At 42.5% G+C, this 14,491-nt stretch carries 15 protein-coding genes and 2 tRNA genes; 8 read left to right on the top strand and 9 right to left on the bottom strand.

Annotated features, from left to right (window positions below; genetic code table 11):
- Window positions 1-72: 72 nt before the first annotated feature.
- Window positions 73-303 (bottom strand): helix-turn-helix domain-containing protein, encoded by a 231-nt coding sequence (locus BCU07_RS05385; RefSeq protein WP_102393890.1) that lies wholly within the window; start codon window positions 301-303, stop codon window positions 73-75.
- 60 nt (window positions 304-363) lie between these two features.
- On the opposite strand from BCU07_RS05385, the gene BCU07_RS05380 reads away from it, so the two are divergent.
- Genes BCU07_RS05380 through BCU07_RS05370 form a run of 3 tightly spaced genes read left to right on the top strand, consistent with a single transcriptional unit; the run spans window position 364 to window position 2,113 of the window.
- Window positions 364-600, top strand: a complete 237-nt coding sequence (locus BCU07_RS05380; RefSeq protein ID WP_102321027.1) for a hypothetical protein — start codon at window positions 364-366, stop codon at window positions 598-600.
- A complete protein-coding gene (locus tag BCU07_RS05375) occupies window positions 593-1,804 on the top strand; it encodes an Arm DNA-binding domain-containing protein (protein ID WP_102427820.1) in 1,212 nt (403 codons plus the stop codon). Before BCU07_RS05380 ends, BCU07_RS05375 begins: the two co-directional genes overlap by 8 nt.
- Window positions 1,805-2,113: a hypothetical protein gene (locus tag BCU07_RS05370; RefSeq protein WP_102321029.1), complete on the top strand. Its 309-nt coding sequence runs from the start codon at window positions 1,805-1,807 to the stop codon at window positions 2,111-2,113.
- 557 nt (window positions 2,114-2,670) lie between these two features.
- Here BCU07_RS05370 and BCU07_RS05365 read toward each other — a convergent pair.
- Both BCU07_RS05365 and BCU07_RS05360 read right to left on the bottom strand, forming a co-directional pair.
- Window positions 2,671-2,747: transfer RNA gene (locus tag BCU07_RS05365), tRNA-Val, on the bottom strand.
- Between the two features lie 69 nt (window positions 2,748-2,816).
- Window positions 2,817-2,893: transfer RNA gene (locus BCU07_RS05360), tRNA-Val, on the bottom strand.
- Window positions 2,894-3,650: 757 nt separating this feature from the next.
- Here BCU07_RS05360 and BCU07_RS05355 point away from each other — a divergent pair.
- A complete protein-coding gene (locus BCU07_RS05355) occupies window positions 3,651-4,664 on the top strand; it encodes a porin (RefSeq protein ID WP_102427819.1) in 1,014 nt (337 codons plus the stop codon).
- Between the two features lie 127 nt (window positions 4,665-4,791).
- Here BCU07_RS05355 and BCU07_RS05350 read toward each other — a convergent pair whose 3' ends face one another.
- The gene (locus BCU07_RS05350; RefSeq protein ID WP_102427818.1) at window positions 4,792-5,451 is read right to left on the bottom strand and encodes a DUF2726 domain-containing protein; all 660 of its coding nucleotides are present in this window, start codon (window positions 5,449-5,451) and stop codon (window positions 4,792-4,794) included.
- 273 nt (window positions 5,452-5,724) lie between these two features.
- On the opposite strand from BCU07_RS05350, the gene BCU07_RS05345 reads away from it, so the two are divergent.
- Entirely contained in the window at window positions 5,725-5,910 is a 186-nt protein-coding gene (locus BCU07_RS05345) for a hypothetical protein (RefSeq protein ID WP_017059179.1), read from the top strand.
- Between the two features lie 135 nt (window positions 5,911-6,045).
- Here the strand turns inward: BCU07_RS05345 and BCU07_RS05340 are convergent, their stop codons facing one another.
- The gene (locus BCU07_RS05340) at window positions 6,046-8,004 is read right to left on the bottom strand and encodes a GGDEF domain-containing protein (RefSeq protein WP_102427817.1); all 1,959 of its coding nucleotides are present in this window, start codon (window positions 8,002-8,004) and stop codon (window positions 6,046-6,048) included.
- 260 nt (window positions 8,005-8,264) lie between these two features.
- Here BCU07_RS05340 and BCU07_RS05335 point away from each other — a divergent pair, with 260 nt between their 5' ends.
- Window positions 8,265-9,371: a M20/M25/M40 family metallo-hydrolase gene (locus BCU07_RS05335; RefSeq protein WP_017059177.1), complete on the top strand. Its 1,107-nt coding sequence runs from the start codon at window positions 8,265-8,267 to the stop codon at window positions 9,369-9,371.
- Window positions 9,372-9,479: 108 nt separating this feature from the next.
- Here the strand turns inward: BCU07_RS05335 and BCU07_RS05330 are convergent, their stop codons facing one another.
- Both BCU07_RS05330 and BCU07_RS05325 read right to left on the bottom strand, forming a co-directional pair.
- Window positions 9,480-9,902 carry a DUF3859 domain-containing protein gene (locus tag BCU07_RS05330; protein WP_019824122.1) on the bottom strand — a complete coding sequence of 141 codons (423 nt, stop codon included), beginning with the start codon at window positions 9,900-9,902 and terminating at the stop codon, window positions 9,480-9,482.
- A 74-nt stretch (window positions 9,903-9,976) separates the two neighbouring features.
- Window positions 9,977-10,345, bottom strand: a complete 369-nt coding sequence (locus BCU07_RS05325; RefSeq protein ID WP_102320100.1) for an ATP-binding protein — start codon at window positions 10,343-10,345, stop codon at window positions 9,977-9,979.
- A gap of 275 nt (window positions 10,346-10,620) precedes the next feature.
- Between BCU07_RS05325 and metA the strand changes: the two genes are divergently transcribed.
- Window positions 10,621-11,562 (top strand): homoserine O-acetyltransferase MetA, encoded by a 942-nt coding sequence (gene metA / locus BCU07_RS05320; protein WP_017059174.1) that lies wholly within the window; start codon window positions 10,621-10,623, stop codon window positions 11,560-11,562.
- 169 nt (window positions 11,563-11,731) lie between these two features.
- Window positions 11,732-12,499, top strand: a complete 768-nt coding sequence (pilW, locus tag BCU07_RS05315) for a type IV pilus biogenesis/stability protein PilW (RefSeq protein ID WP_102427816.1) — start codon at window positions 11,732-11,734, stop codon at window positions 12,497-12,499.
- 90 nt (window positions 12,500-12,589) lie between these two features.
- Here pilW and rlmF read toward each other — a convergent pair whose 3' ends face one another.
- Window positions 12,590-13,912, bottom strand: a complete 1,323-nt coding sequence (gene rlmF / locus BCU07_RS05310; protein WP_102427815.1) for a 23S rRNA (adenine(1618)-N(6))-methyltransferase RlmF — start codon at window positions 13,910-13,912, stop codon at window positions 12,590-12,592.
- A gap of 4 nt (window positions 13,913-13,916) precedes the next feature.
- Complete coding sequence (locus BCU07_RS05305) at window positions 13,917-14,414, bottom strand: YgjP-like metallopeptidase domain-containing protein (RefSeq protein WP_004734935.1); 498 nt, start codon at window positions 14,412-14,414, stop codon at window positions 13,917-13,919.
- Between the last annotated feature and the right edge of the window lie 77 nt (window positions 14,415-14,491).

Genomic DNA, 14,491 nt, shown 5'->3' with positions numbered 1-14,491 from the left:
GCTTTAAAACAGCAGCCTACATCTATTGTAAAGTGACGACTAAAAACACCCTACATTTCACTCGATAAGTTTTTAGCTAATATTCCTTTTCTGATACCAAATAACCTCTGACACATCACAATCAAAGTACTGACACAAGGCATCAAGAGTTTTTGTGGTTGTAGTGTACCCTTCATCTCGGATCATTTTCGCCATGGCCGAACGCTGAATACCTATTTCGGCAGCAATTTGAGCTCCAGAGATCTTCCGTCCCTCTTCCGCTGATTTTTTATCTATAAGTTCCTTTAAGTTATATCTAATCACACATCAATTCCTAAAAGATATAATAATGTGTCTTGATAAAACACAAACAATGGAGGTCAAATGGACCAATTATTACTTACAGCAAAAGAGCTTGCAGGTCGTATCAAATTTAGCGCCAACTATATCAATTCGACTCTGCGAGATTCAATTTTCATCGAAGGTAAACACTACATTCGACCATTCAATGGTAGAAAAATTCTCTACATTTGGGAAGAGGTAGAGGCAGAATTATACCAATCTGCATCACGTAACCTTCAGTATATTCCAATGGCTGGCGGGAGGGTGTGTCATGGGTAGTATCAATTCACGTAGCGGTAAGCTCTATCTCGACTTCCGATATGAAGGTATGCGTTGCCGTGAGCAAACTGCACTGCCTGCAACTCAAGTAAACCAACGCAAGCTACAGAAACTGCTAAATCAAATTGAAGCGGACATTCGCCTGAGTTGTTTTGTATATAGTGAGTACTTCCCTGAGTCTAAGAAAGCTCAAACATTTTTGAAACAAGACATCCAAGCTCAAAAACGCAAACAGGAATTACTTGGTAATTACAAAACGGCAGTACAAGAGCTACAAGGAATTGAAACTGTCTTGTTCGAAAGCTTCGCACAAGAGTGGTATGACGAAAACGAAGTTCGTTGGAAAGAGAGCTATAAGGACAGTATGAAGATCTACTTATGGTCGTACCTTGTACCCCACTTCGGGCATTTAGACGTCGCGAAGATCTCTCGACCTGACATCTTAAAGTACCGTGCTTCTTTAGTGAAACCGCGTAACAACAGCAAAAAATTATCTGCCGAGTTCATTAATCATGTCATGACACCACTGCGCATGATTTGGGGCGAAGCCGGAGATCGCTACGATTTTCGTTCGACGTTTGAAAACATCAAACCACTACGTGTTGAACGCACTAATGTAAACCCGTTTGATTTTAACGAAGTGAACTTGTTTTTATCATCGGTACGTTCCGATTTTAAAGATTACTTCACCGTTCGTTTCTTCACCGGAATGCGCACCTCAGAGATCGATGGTCTGAAATGGAAGTACATAGATTTTGAGCGTGGTTTAATTTCAGTTCGAGAAACGTTTGTACACGGCCGTTCAGACACAACGAAAACGGTGGGTTCAACAAGAGACATTCAAATGTCATCTGTTGTACTTAAAGCTATAAAATCCCAATACAAAGTGACTGGTACTAAGGAGTATGTGTTCTGCAATGCAGCTGGAAACCCTTTAGATAAAGGTAACGTCAGAGACCGAATCTGGAAGCCGACACTTAAAAACTTGGGAATGGAATATCGCCGCCCTTATGAGACTCGACATACGGCTGCAACATTATGGTTAGCAGCCGGAGAAGCACCTGAGTGGATAGCTCGCCAAATGGGCCATACCACTACAAAAATGCTGTTCACAGTTTACAGCCGATATATACCAAACCTAACCAGGCAAGACGGCAGTGCTTTTGAAAAGTTATTAGATGCTAATTTAAATGGAGGAAAGTAAATGGCTTATTCACCTCTAGCTATTCACTGCACCAGTTTGTGCTGTGACATTCTTCAGGCTCAGCGTTTTCAGAAAATCTCTCATCAAGATATTGATTGGCTATACGATGAAATTTACGAACTTATCAAGCAACGTACTGAACTGTGGCCAGATAAATTCCATCATGAACATGTCTTTATTGATTCAGTCACGCGCGGTGTACTAAAAGCACTACATCTATGTAAAGACAAGCCAAATAATCGAGATGCCAGTTGGCTGTTGATTGCAATGCAATCACGGATCAGTTTTTCTTTGAAGCAATTGCATTAATGAGAGCTACTCAAAAAAGAGCCAAATGAACCCATGTTTATTTGGCTCTTTTCTATTTCCCATTTTTGAACATTTCCATACTCTGCTTGAATCTACCCTCACCTACAACTGGCGCCTAGTTCACCTTGAAATAACTCATCAGCCATCACCCGTTAACAAGAACACTATAATTTGTTGCACACCCACTTCACTGGCCGCACAAAGTTAACGTTGATAACTTGAGCCTAAGTTCTATAGTAGTTTTGCATTAACCGTAGTGCTGGACCCTTCAAACCGCACCAGACTCAGATTAACGAGAGCATTCTTTTTAAAAATGTGCTGATGACTATTTCTTAAATGTTCTGTTACTCCCAACTGTAGATGCTTAGAAGGTTGTCACAGCATGGTCACCACGCGGTCACAAATCGAGTTTGAGAGATATGAGTCACTTAGCCCATCCAATAATTATTCAACGGGGAGGCAGACAAGAATGATGCTATTTAAGGTACTTTCCAGAAACGCAGACACAAAAAAGCCCACGCTAGGTGGGCTTTTTGCTTGTTCAGAAAGAACGAATTTGGTGCCCGCTACTGGACTCGAACCAGTGACACCTTGCATGTCATGCAAGTACTCTAACCAACTGAGCTAAGCGGGCGATGTTCTAATTTCTTATTACTACCATTGTGACAAACTCAATAGTTATGCAATAAAAACAAATAAGGAATGGTGCGTCCGAGTGAACTCGAATCACCGACCCCCGCCATGTCAAGGCGGTACTCTAACCAACTGAGCTACGGACGCATTCCCTTAGAACGCCAACGATGATATCCATGATAAACAGATGGTGCAAGTATTAACTGGCATCTTGCGATTCGTTTGCTCACTTTGCAATCAAAGACATAACAACATGTCGATTTTACACCCAGATTATCGTCAAACCGCTGAAAAACAAAGTTTAGTTAGAAAAATTCTAATCCTTGATGACAACCAATTAACTAACCTAATGTGTTCAATTTGGGATTTTTGTTATCTATACCGTTTTTCTTGGCCTTTACAGTAACCATACAGGTATAGATCAATGCCTATATTTAGTGTCAAAAATTTTGCTTGCCCATTGGGTTACCGTAGTATTTTGATCATTATAAGTGAAAGGCACACAGAGGCTTTGTAACTCACTGAAATACATCATTCATAAAAATCACCACGATTTTGTAATCGTCGTCATCGAATTACTAGGCCGCAATGACTAAATTCGGATTTTTCATATAAAGTGGCCGGGTTATTACCAACATACATAAATACGATAGCACTCTATAGTCGAAAAACATCAGCTACAATTAATCTCCCTCAAGAGCAACAATCTATAAGCAATTCAAAACCCAACCCCACACATCATAGCTATTTTGAATACATACAGCACAGTAATACATAATGAAATTTGCATAATGGTAAAGCGCGCCTATATTCATAACCTGTAGGAATCAATAATCTAAATTCAATGCTATACGTGAATTTATGGTTTGCGATAAATACAAGTGTGAAAAATAGGGAATAAATTATGAAAAAATCACATATCGCCATTGCAGTGGTGAGCATAGTATCGACATCTGCCGTATCGGCGGCGACCATTTATGAGACAGATGAAACAGTATTCAATATCGGCGGCCGCGCAGAAGTTCGAGGGAATTTCTCTGATGCGAATAAAAGTGCTGGTAATAGTAGCACCTATAGTGATAGATCACGTGTCCGCTTAAGTGTCGATGGCACACAAAAAGCGTCGGACGATATTTCCTTTTTTGGGAAATATGAATTCGAACTAACAGAGTCTGAAGATGGCGCATCAGATGATATCGGCATTAACACTCGATTCTTATATACGGGTGTTCAAACCAATCACGGTAACGTCTATTATGGCCACCAAAATAATGCCGTTACCTACTTAACCGATTGGACGGATATGGCTGAAACCTTCAGTGGCTATATCAATGAATACACGGTGTCGACTGCTGATCGAGCAAAAAATGTTTTACGTTATGAACTGACAAGCGACAACATCACCTTTCAAATTGATGGCAATTTCAATTCAGATAGTGAATCAGCACAAAGTGACGGCTTCGGTGCAGTTGTCGCCGGCAGCACTTCGATTGGGTTAGATATTGGCGTCGGTTATGCGTCAAGTGATGAAACCTATGGCGTTGGGACAGATACAGAAACTTCTGATGCCTATATTGGTGCGGTTAAGTACACCAACGATCAGGGGGTTTGGTTCGCCGCACTCTATCAATTTGGTAGTATTTCAGGTCTAGGCATAAAAGATTCAGACTACGATTCTGCCGATGCTTACTTGGGATACTCGTTTGGTGTCAACACCGTCAACCTGACCTACAGCTACTTTGAAGCTGACGATATTGCAGATTACGACATTAACTTTATCGGTCTAGAATACGCACGTTATATTGGCGATGTGGCCTTCTTTGGTAGTTATAAGTTTAACATGTTAGACGAGGGCGAAGGTGGGGAAGGCGATAACGACGAAGATGAGCTACAGCTCGGTATGCGTTACGCGTTTTAGTCTAAACCAATCCACTTAATATTAGTAAAGCCGAGCATAATCAATGCTCGGCTTTTTAGTTTGTATAACTTATTCGTATCTAAGCGATTGAATGGAGTCCAACCGGATGCATTACTATCGATACCAACTATTCTTCAACATCGAATACAACGTTGTAGTTTTCGGTATAGGTGCAGTTTGGCTGGCGGCTACAAGTGAAGAAGCGTCGGCCTTTGTAATCGCCTTGGCTTGCCAGTTTGATGATCATTGGGCTACCACACTTCTTACAAAATCGCACTTCTTTTGATGGCTCGATTAAATCGATGTGTGCTGCCAGTAACCTCTTCAAACGGCTCACTTGGTAGCTGTGTTTAATAGATGCACCAATCAGAGGTAAACCTGCCGATTTACACACGTGAATTAGTAGCTTTTCGCGATCGACTTTCCCTTTATTGAGCTCTTTGCCGTTATCAAGTTCGATAATAACGCGGGGCTCTAGCGTTCGCGGGTCGCAAACAACAAAGTCGAAGTAACCACGTGAGATCTTGTTGTTGGCGATAAACCAATTCTTCTTATTGTTCGTCTTAGCAGGAACAAGTACGTTCGACATGCTGACTTTAGCAAGCACTTCCCCATGGTTGCCCACAGCTGATTTTAGCGCATTATAGAATGTCGCCTGTTGCGCCGACATCAACGCGCCTTTCTTCTGATAAGCGTGGTCTTTGGTGTCATCGTGTTTCACCACATACTTTTGAATAAAGTAAAAGAACACAACCAGAGCAATTACAACGATAAAGATATTAGTCATTTTCCAACACAATCAAGTCTGTATAGGGATTAAGAGAGTAGCTAGCGTATGTAGAAAAGCATCACCTGGCAAGCAAAAGAGCGAGAGTTGCCAACCAGAATCACGACCTTTGAGCGCAGTGCCCAACGAGAGGTCGCTCCTTCGCTAGACACACCTCTCTTATTTTGATAATTAAATCATCAATTACACTCTAGATTGATTTAGATCAATTTACCTAGATTTGTGATCAACTAGTCTGAAAAACGTTAGGTAAATGTTAATAAGGAAATTGATATGGAACTTAAACAAGACCCAAGATGTTATACCGACGTATGTGTAGATGGTAAATGGTTCCACTATGACCACTGCGGAACCCAAGCCTACATGTTAAAGGGAGGAGCTTCGGCTGTGATTGAACTCGCTAGCGAACCAGCGACAGAAGGCGAATTGGTTGAAATGCTTCAAGGTGTCGCTAAGTAACCCACCAAGCCAAATCACAGTATGAATTAAGCGAATAAGAGTAAATAGCCGTATTAGTTCAGATAAGCACTCTTATTCGCTTAGTTATTGAAGTTCAGGTTTCTTGATTGCAGGGGATTAACTAAGTTTAGGAACTCAAATGATAACGACTTTATTGCGCCCTGACTGCTTAGCTTGATACAAAGCATCGTCTGCCGATTTCAAGTGTTTCTTATAGGTACGGCTATTCAACTGTTGCTCCGTTAGATGAGTCGTCGCACCAATCGATGTGGTTAATTCTAATGGGCCAGAATGCGTTTCAATCGCTCGGTCAGCGATCGCTTGCCTTATAAGCTTAAGCTCTTTATTAGGATCTTGATTCCCAGCCAGCAACAAAACAAACTCTTCCCCACCCCATCTTGCCACTACATCGTTTGTTGATAAGATTTTCTCTAAACGCTTAGCGACTTCCACCAGCACTTGGTCACCAATATCATGCCCATAAGTATCATTAACTTGTTTGAAGCGGTCTAAATCTAGAATAGCGAGCGTATACCCAAACGACGACAAATGATGTGGCATCGGCTGAGTTAACCGTTGCTCTAAGTAACGCCTATTGTATAAGCCTGTCAGTTCGCATCTTGTTGATTGCTTAAGTAGTTCTTTGTTGGTCTTCTGGATCGAGCGTAACCTTATCAATAGTAACGTGGCGCTTATCATCACCATGATACCCAAAGCGACGACGATTCGATTCCGTAATTGCTGCTTATCTAATGTCAGCTCACCCAACTCTTTTTCTGCGTTAAGCAGTTCGTTTTCTTGAGCTAATGATGCCGTAGCGAAATCTTGCTCGAGTAAAAAGATATCACTCTGGCGCTTATCAAATAGCAGCGCTTTATTACCCTTGTAATAGAGCTTGAAGTAGCGAAGTGCGTTCTCGCTGTCGCCTCTTGAATCATAGTATTCAGCAAGTGTTCTTAAGCCGAGGACCTTCCAGCTGCGAGTCCCCACAACATCGAACATTGCAGACGATCGCTTTAGATCAGCAAAAACAAAATTATCTCGGTTCAAACCAATGTTCGCTAAAGCTCTATTTAGGTAACACTGCCCCAATTGAAGTGTGTATTTGTCCACGCCTGGGTATCTAAGACACAAGTTTGCGACTTGTCGTGCTGACTCAAAGTTCTTTTCCGCCAACAACACATCACTCTCTGCTTTTAATAGGATGATTTTGTATCGTTCACTCACGTTATCGCCATTTAGCTTAGCCGCACTTTGATATGCTTCTCGGCCTTTGACTAAATCACCACTGCGCAGATAAGCAAAAGACTCATTCACATGCAGCACGCCGATGGTAGACGCTTCGAGTAGTCCACTCTTGTAATAGAGCTTTTTGGCTCTTTTAATCAGCTTGAGCGCTTTAGGCCAGTCTTCCAAATAGATATAAAGCAGTGCCATATTTGACACTAACTTGCTGTTGTAGATGTGATGAGGGTACTTCTTACCAAGGTCTAAACCTTTATGGAAAAAGTATTGAGCTTCAGGAAAGTCATTGCGGATGTTATTGATGACACCAGCCGTGTTATAGGCCTTAATCAACAACTCTTCATAGTGAAGCGATTCTGCGATATCTATCGCTGCTCTGATTTGGATTTCAGATTCCGCTAGCTCACCCGTACTGATGTATTCGATCGCTAATTCAACGAGAGATTGGGCCTTTAACCAACCCATATGTTCGTGTTGTGCGAGTGCTTTAATCTGCCTGACGTATTCGGAAACCGCTTTGGTATCCAACTTATGTTGCGCGAGGTTCGACAAAATCATCAATTCGTAAGCACGATAGATGGCTTTATCTTGGTCTGGGAACTTGGCTTGGAGAGCCTCAAGTTGTAGGGAAGCTAAATTAGGGTCACCACGAGATACATCGAGAATATCGATCAACGCAGATCCATATTGAGAGAGTGATAACTCTTTCTCTGGACTATAAACACTCGGGTTTTCAGGGCGAATATGCTTTAAATCGTCGTCATAAGTTGGATAGAGCAAATACAGCCCCAGCACAATACTCATCAGCACCACGAAAAGGAATGAACCTAACACATTGTTTCTATTCATTTATCAGGGCCATTATTGATTGAATTCCAATTTTATTGACGTTTTTTAAGAGCGGTCAAACATTATACCCGACAGATATACAGATTAAAATCCTGCGCACTGGTGGATCTGAATTGGGTTTTTCTCATTAATTAGAATAATCAGGCAACTTTCTTGATTTAACTCAGACAATCATCTACCTCATTGGCGTTATAGTGATTTTCCTGTTCCTACCTCCGCGGCTTCTTTTTGAACAAGCGGAAGCATAATGAGAATTAACAATGACCCAAATTAATGAACAACGTCTTGTAGAACATTTCTGCGATCTAGTGAAAATTGATAGTGAATCTCGTAACGAAAAAGCGATTGCTGAAGCTTTGGCTGAGCAACTCGGTGAACTAGGTTTTGAAGTTCACAAACTGGCGGTTCCTGAAGAAGTGTCTAATGGTTTCAACATCTACGCTCGTCTAGATGGCACTCTTCCAGGTAGCACAGTGTTCAGCTGCCACATGGACACAGTAACGCCAGGCATCGGCATTGAGCCAATCATCGAAGACGGTATCATCCGTTCAAAAGGCAACACAATTCTAGGTGGTGACGACAAGTCTGGTATCGCAGCTATCATGGAAGCGGTTCGTTGCATCAAAGCAGAAGGCCAAGAGCACAAAACTATCGAGATTGCGTTTACTGTATTCGAAGAAGGCGGTCTGTTCGGTTCTTTGAACTTCGACATGTCTTACATTCAATCTGAGCACGCAATCGTACTTGATACAGGCGGTCCAATTGGCACTATCGTAAACGCAGCGCCTGGCCAGCAGAAGATTGTTGCTAAAATCAAAGGTCGCCCTGCTCACGCTGGTTTAGCACCAGAAGAAGGCATCAGCGCAATTCAAGTTGCTGCAGACGCTATCACTAAGATGAACCTACTTCGTATCGATGAAGAAACGACAGCAAACGTTGGTATTGTTGAAGGTGGTCAAGCAACTAACATCGTAATGCCAGAGCTTAAAGTCGTGGCTGAAGCACGTTCTCTAAACGGAGAAAAGCTAACGGCTCAAGTTGAACATATGATCTCTACATTCCAAGAAAGTGCTAAGCAGTTCGGCGCTGAAGTAGAAATCGAATCAACTCGTGCTTACGATGCATTCGTTATTGCAGACGATCATCCGCACATTCTTTCTATCAAATCGGCGTTTGAGAAGCTTGGCGTCACAGCGAACACTAAACGCACTGGCGGCGGTAGCGATGCAAACAACTTCAACGCAAAAGGCCTGACAACAGTTAACCTTTCTACTGGTATGGCGAAAGTTCACACCACTGAAGAGTACATTGCAGTGAAAGACATGGTCGCAATCACTGAGTTTGTTGTGGCTTACGTAACGCAATAATCGAATCCATTAGTTGGGTAGTCACTTCTATCTAGCACAATGAAAAAAGCCGAGACATCAACACGATGCTCGGCTTTTTGCTATTTAGGTGAACATAGAAGGTCGAATCTAAAACCCTCTACGCTTCCAGAATTGGCCTTCGTCTTTTGCTACGAGGTCGAATGTCTTATCAGCAATAATGTTGCCTTTTAGCTCAACCGTCATGCGCCATTTACCTAACTTGTTCGAGACAGGTGCCCAGATAGTGTCACCTAAGTAGAAATCCCAGTCATTGTTGCCGACATACTCTTCACCATCGAACGGTTCGAGCACTTCGCCCTTGTCTGTGGTGATATTCGGGTGATAGATGCAGTAGCGGATCTTTTCGCCTTTGGCTTTTTTGATATTCAAGATATAGCCAAATTCCACGTCGATTTCAGCATCAACGGTGGTGGTGAACTCTTGGATTTTTGGAAGGTCTTTAGATTTGGAATCCCACGTGGAATAGATACCATAAGAAGTCATGTCGACCACAACTGAGCGCTTTGCCATTTCAATCTTTACCTTGGAGTTATTCTATTAATTTAATTCTATTTGCCATTCAGCCAAGCTGGATAAGCACGAGGCTATTCTTGCCAATCTTTTGCCATGCGCTTAATCACAGACGGTTCGATGTCGTGAATGCTGCCATATTGCTCTCGGCATACTTCGATGATCAAGTCAGCTTTGTATTTTCTTGCAAGTTGACGGTAAGCCTTCATTTCCCAATGCTTAATAAAGGTATTCGAAACAACCACATCCAACCCTTGCTTCAAGCCATTTTCTGCCGTGTTCTTACACCACCCATGAGCTTGTTGCAGCTGCCTAGGGTCAAAATGGTACTCACCTTGCTCATTCACGTAATACATATCCGCTTCGACATGCAATGCATCGTAGGTTTTTGCTTTTGTTGATTTGCCAGAACCGGGCAACCCTCGAATGAGTATTAACTTCATCTGTCACTTTACAGGCTAATTCGAAAACATGAGTTTATCGTAAATAGTAAAGAGTTGCTCTGATAACTGCCTCTGCTCAGCATCCGAAAACCAACTACTTAAACACGACTCAGATAATCACTGAATACAATGAGACTCCCCTCGAAGTGCGGGGATTGCTTCTGATAGAAAACACAAATAATTTACATCTAGCCATTTTGCATATCGACAAGCGTACCAAACTACTATAGATTTAGATGTATAGACGTCTACATATCTAGCTTAGGGAGAAAGCTGTGCCTATTCGCATTCCAGACCAATTGCCAGCATCCGATGTTCTTCGTGAAGAAAACATCTTCGTTATGCCGTTATCAAGAGCATCGACACAGGAAATTCGTCCACTTCGAGTCTTGATCCTCAACCTAATGCCGAAGAAGATTGAAACTGAAACTCAATTTTTACGCCTACTATCGAACAGCCCATTGCAAGTTGATGTAGAGCTGCTGCGCATTGATGATCGACCAAGTAAAAACACACCGACTGAACACCTTGATAACTTCTATCGCCAATTTGAAATGGTCAAAGGAAGAAACTTTGATGGATTGATCATCACTGGTGCGCCGCTTGGCTTGGTTCAATTTGAAGATGTTATCTACTGGGACCATCTGAAAACCATCATGGAATGGGCAAACAAGCACGTTACTTCAACTCTATACGTGTGTTGGGCGGCTCAGGCTGGTTTGAAATTACTGTATGATTTGCCAAAACGCACGCGTAAAGAGAAGTTGTCTGGTGTTTATAATCACGAGATACATAACCCATACCACCCTATTTTACGTGGCTTCGACGATACATTCTTAGCTCCGCACTCTCGCTATGCGGACTTCTCTCAAGAGTACTTAGCAGAGCATACCGACCTTGATGTTCTTGCGACTTCTGATGTTGCGGGTGTATATCTAGCGGCGACCAAAGATAAACGAAACGTGTTTGTAACCGGTCACCCCGAGTACGACTCTCATACACTTCACAATGAATACATTCGTGATTTGGGTGAAGGCATGGAGCCTGTGATTCCAATCAACTACTACCCGAACAACAATCCAGACAACAAACCGGTTGCAAGTTGGCGTAGCCACGGACACTTGTTGTTCTCAAATTGGCTAAACTACTGCGTTTACCAACAAACGCCTTACGATCTGGATCACTTCAGCGAAGACAACTTTACCAAAGACGATTAAGTTCTTTCTTCCGATTCAAAAACACATAAAGCCGTGTTCAGTATGTTGTTGATAAAACGACGAATTGGACGCGGTTTTTTTATGGTGTGTGGGTCGCATTCCATAATAGATTTACCACTTCAACGGGTTTGATTTCATATGATGGCTTGGTGTTCATAAGGAGCTTCACATGCCTGCCAAGCCGTCATTCTCAAATCCGATTTCGTTATCCCACCCCCTTTCGTTATCAAATCTGGTACTACTCGCCTCGCTTTCGTTGGCCGGTTGTGTCTCTGTCACAGAAGGACCACCAAAGATTGAAAGTGACCCTATCGCGATGTCTGAATCTCGAATCGAATTAGGTTTGGGCTATATGGGACAAGGCAATATGGTGAGAGCGCGTGAAAACCTTGAGCTCGCGATTAAACACGCACCTAGCTACTACCGTGCTCGGCTTTCAATGGCGCATTACTACGAACAAGTGGGTGAAGTAGATGAAGCGAGAACCACTTACCGTAAAGCACTCAGTCTTGATTCAAGAAACGGCAATGTATTGAACAACTACGGTACCTTCTTGTGTAAACAGGGCGAATACGAGCAAGCTGATAAGTACTTTAATCGCGCTATCGATCAACCCTACTACTACTTGGTGTCTGCAAGTTATGAAAACGCCGCGTTTTGCGCATTTAAGGCTGGCAATACCGACCAAGCGAAGTACTACTTCAGCAGAGCGATTGACCACGATCCAAACCGCGTAAAATCGATACTACAGTTATCAAAAATTGAAGTGAGTGACGCCGATTACAATGACGCTCGAATCCGTTTATTCAAATTCCACCAGCGTTATGGCTATCAAATTCCATCGCTTAAAATCTTGGTCGATCTCGAAAACAAAGCAGGTAACAAAGCTCTAGAGCAGAAATATCAGAGTAAGTTAGATGAGTTGCTTTCTGCTTAGGTTATATGCAAAACACAAAAAAAACGGGCTTGTTGCGTTAACAACAAGCCCGTCCGTATTTCAGCTTAATATCTTAACTAAGTGCAGCCGCTATTTTAGCGCGATCCACTCTTGTCTTTGCTCATCGTCCATAAAGGTCCATGCGATAAAGCGACTTACCTTCTGGCCTTGTGACATCTCGACGACTTTCACTTGTTTAGCTCTAAGCTTGCCCAGTTCTGAACGAACCATATCGACGTTGTCTTTCTTAGAAATCAATGTCGTAAACCACAAAACTTGAGTAGCAAAAAGTTGACTCTCTCTTGCCATCTTCATAATGAAAGCGGCTTCCCCACCTGGGCACCAAAGCTCGGCTTTTTGACCACCAAAGTTTAAGGTTGGTTTAGCTTGCTTAGTTGATTTATCTAACTTAACTGGCTTCTTGTTCGTTTCAGGCTTGAATGACTGACCGGCTTTCTTAGCACGGTTCGCCGCTAGATTATCCAGTTTACGTTGTGACCCCTTTTCAGCCTCTTCAAGAGAGCTGTGGAATGGAGGATTACAAATAGTGACATCGTAACGTTCATTATCCTTAATCACGCCCTTAAAGATAGATTCAGAGTCAGCTTGTAGGCGAGCGCGGATCTTACCTTTTAGATTAGGGTTGCTTTCCGCTATGAAGTTCGCTGTTTTGATGGAGACTGAATCAACATCTGTCCCTGTACAACGCCACTTATACTCTGTCGCACCAATGATTGGGTAGATACAGTTTGCACCGACACCAATATCTAATGCTTTCACAGACGCGTGGTTATAGGGTTCACCTTGGCCATCGCTATTAAGGATGTCGGCCACTCTGTGAATGTAGTCTGCACGACCAGGAATTGGCGGGCACAAGTAACCAGCAGGAATATCCCAATGTTTAACGCCATAGTGATGCGCCAACAAAGCTTTGTTGAGTAGCTTAACGGCCAATGGATCAGAGAAATTAATGGTGTCTTCGCCAACCGGATTCTTGATTAGATGCTCTTTTAGCTCAGGCAAGGCTGCAACTAGTAACTCGAAGTTATAGCGGCCAGTGTGCTGGTTTCTTGGGTGTAATCCACCTTGAGGTTTTTCAGCCGAGCGTCTTTTCTGAGCTGCGTTCTTGTTAAAAGCCGTTTTATTGAAAGAACCCTTATTCGATGATCCTTTATTTGCACCCTGCTTCCCTTTACTGTCTTTTGCAAAAGGTCGCTTTGCTTTGTTATTGCCCGCGCCTTTAGGTGCGCTATTCTTGCGGCTTTTATCAGATGTGTTCTTTGTAGAAATACGCTTGTCGCTGCTTGGCTTAGCTGTACTTGGCTTAACATCAGCTTGGTTGCCTTTTGTTTTTGCTGATGAAGTGCTGTTTTTCGACAGGCTTAGCGTCGTTCTATTTTGTGATTGGCTCATTGGGCTACTTCTTTAAATCTAAATACATCATGAATAAACGGGCATCCAACTCAAGTTGATGATATTCCGGTTCCATGTGACAGCATAGTTGGTAAAAGGCTTTGTCGTGCTCTTTCTCTTTGATATGCGCCAGTTCGTGTACCACCAGCATTCTTAGCAAAGGTTCTGGTGCATTTTTAAAAACACTGGCGATACGAATTTCATTCTTTGATTTGATCTTTCCACCGTGATTCTTAGCAACGTAAGAATGCAGACCTAACGCATTATTGATTAGGTGTATCTTGCCGTCGTAAATCACTTTGCTGATCGGTGGTGTTTTTTTCATGTAGCGATTTTTTATCTCAATCGCATAGTCAAACAGGGCTTTCTCGCTTTTTATTTCATGATTCTTTGGGTAGCGAGCTTCAAACCAAGGCACCAATTTACCCGACTCTACAAGTTGAGTAACAGGATCAAGAATGTGCTTAGGATAGCCTTGAATATAGCGTAAAGAAGGATGCATGCTGAAAGACCGTACAAGTTACACCACGACAATACGTTGTGGTCTTGAAAATTGAGCCGCATAGTGTAACTGATCAC

It is taken from the genome of Vibrio sp. 10N.261.54.E10 (assembly GCF_002877735.2).
Taxonomy (GTDB): Bacteria; Pseudomonadota; Gammaproteobacteria; order Enterobacterales; family Vibrionaceae; genus Vibrio; species Vibrio crassostreae_C.
This window is presented reverse-complemented; position numbering and strand designations above follow the sequence as displayed.

Excerpts from the sequence above, each read along its gene's own strand:
- BCU07_RS05380 (WP_102321027.1), top strand. The coding sequence starts at position 364 with ATGGACCAATTATTACTTACAGCAAAAGAGCTTGCAGGTCGTATCAAA.
- BCU07_RS05375 (WP_102427820.1), top strand. The coding sequence starts at position 593 with ATGGGTAGTATCAATTCACGTAGCGGTAAGCTCTATCTCGACTTCCGA.
- BCU07_RS05370 (WP_102321029.1), top strand. The coding sequence starts at position 1,805 with ATGGCTTATTCACCTCTAGCTATTCACTGCACCAGTTTGTGCTGTGAC.
- BCU07_RS05355 (WP_102427819.1), top strand. The coding sequence starts at position 3,651 with ATGAAAAAATCACATATCGCCATTGCAGTGGTGAGCATAGTATCGACA.
- BCU07_RS05350 (WP_102427818.1), bottom strand. The coding sequence starts at position 5,451 with ATGACTAATATCTTTATCGTTGTAATTGCTCTGGTTGTGTTCTTTTAC.
- BCU07_RS05345 (WP_017059179.1), top strand. The coding sequence starts at position 5,725 with ATGGAACTTAAACAAGACCCAAGATGTTATACCGACGTATGTGTAGAT.
- BCU07_RS05340 (WP_102427817.1), bottom strand. The coding sequence starts at position 8,004 with ATGAATAGAAACAATGTGTTAGGTTCATTCCTTTTCGTGGTGCTGATG.
- BCU07_RS05335 (WP_017059177.1), top strand. The coding sequence starts at position 8,265 with ATGACCCAAATTAATGAACAACGTCTTGTAGAACATTTCTGCGATCTA.
- BCU07_RS05330 (WP_019824122.1), bottom strand. The coding sequence starts at position 9,902 with ATGGCAAAGCGCTCAGTTGTGGTCGACATGACTTCTTATGGTATCTAT.
- BCU07_RS05325 (WP_102320100.1), bottom strand. The coding sequence starts at position 10,345 with ATGAAGTTAATACTCATTCGAGGGTTGCCCGGTTCTGGCAAATCAACA.
- pilW (WP_102427816.1), top strand. The coding sequence starts at position 11,732 with ATGCCTGCCAAGCCGTCATTCTCAAATCCGATTTCGTTATCCCACCCC.
- rlmF (WP_102427815.1), bottom strand. The coding sequence starts at position 13,912 with ATGAGCCAATCACAAAATAGAACGACGCTAAGCCTGTCGAAAAACAGC.
- BCU07_RS05305 (WP_004734935.1), bottom strand. The coding sequence starts at position 14,414 with ATGCATCCTTCTTTACGCTATATTCAAGGCTATCCTAAGCACATTCTT.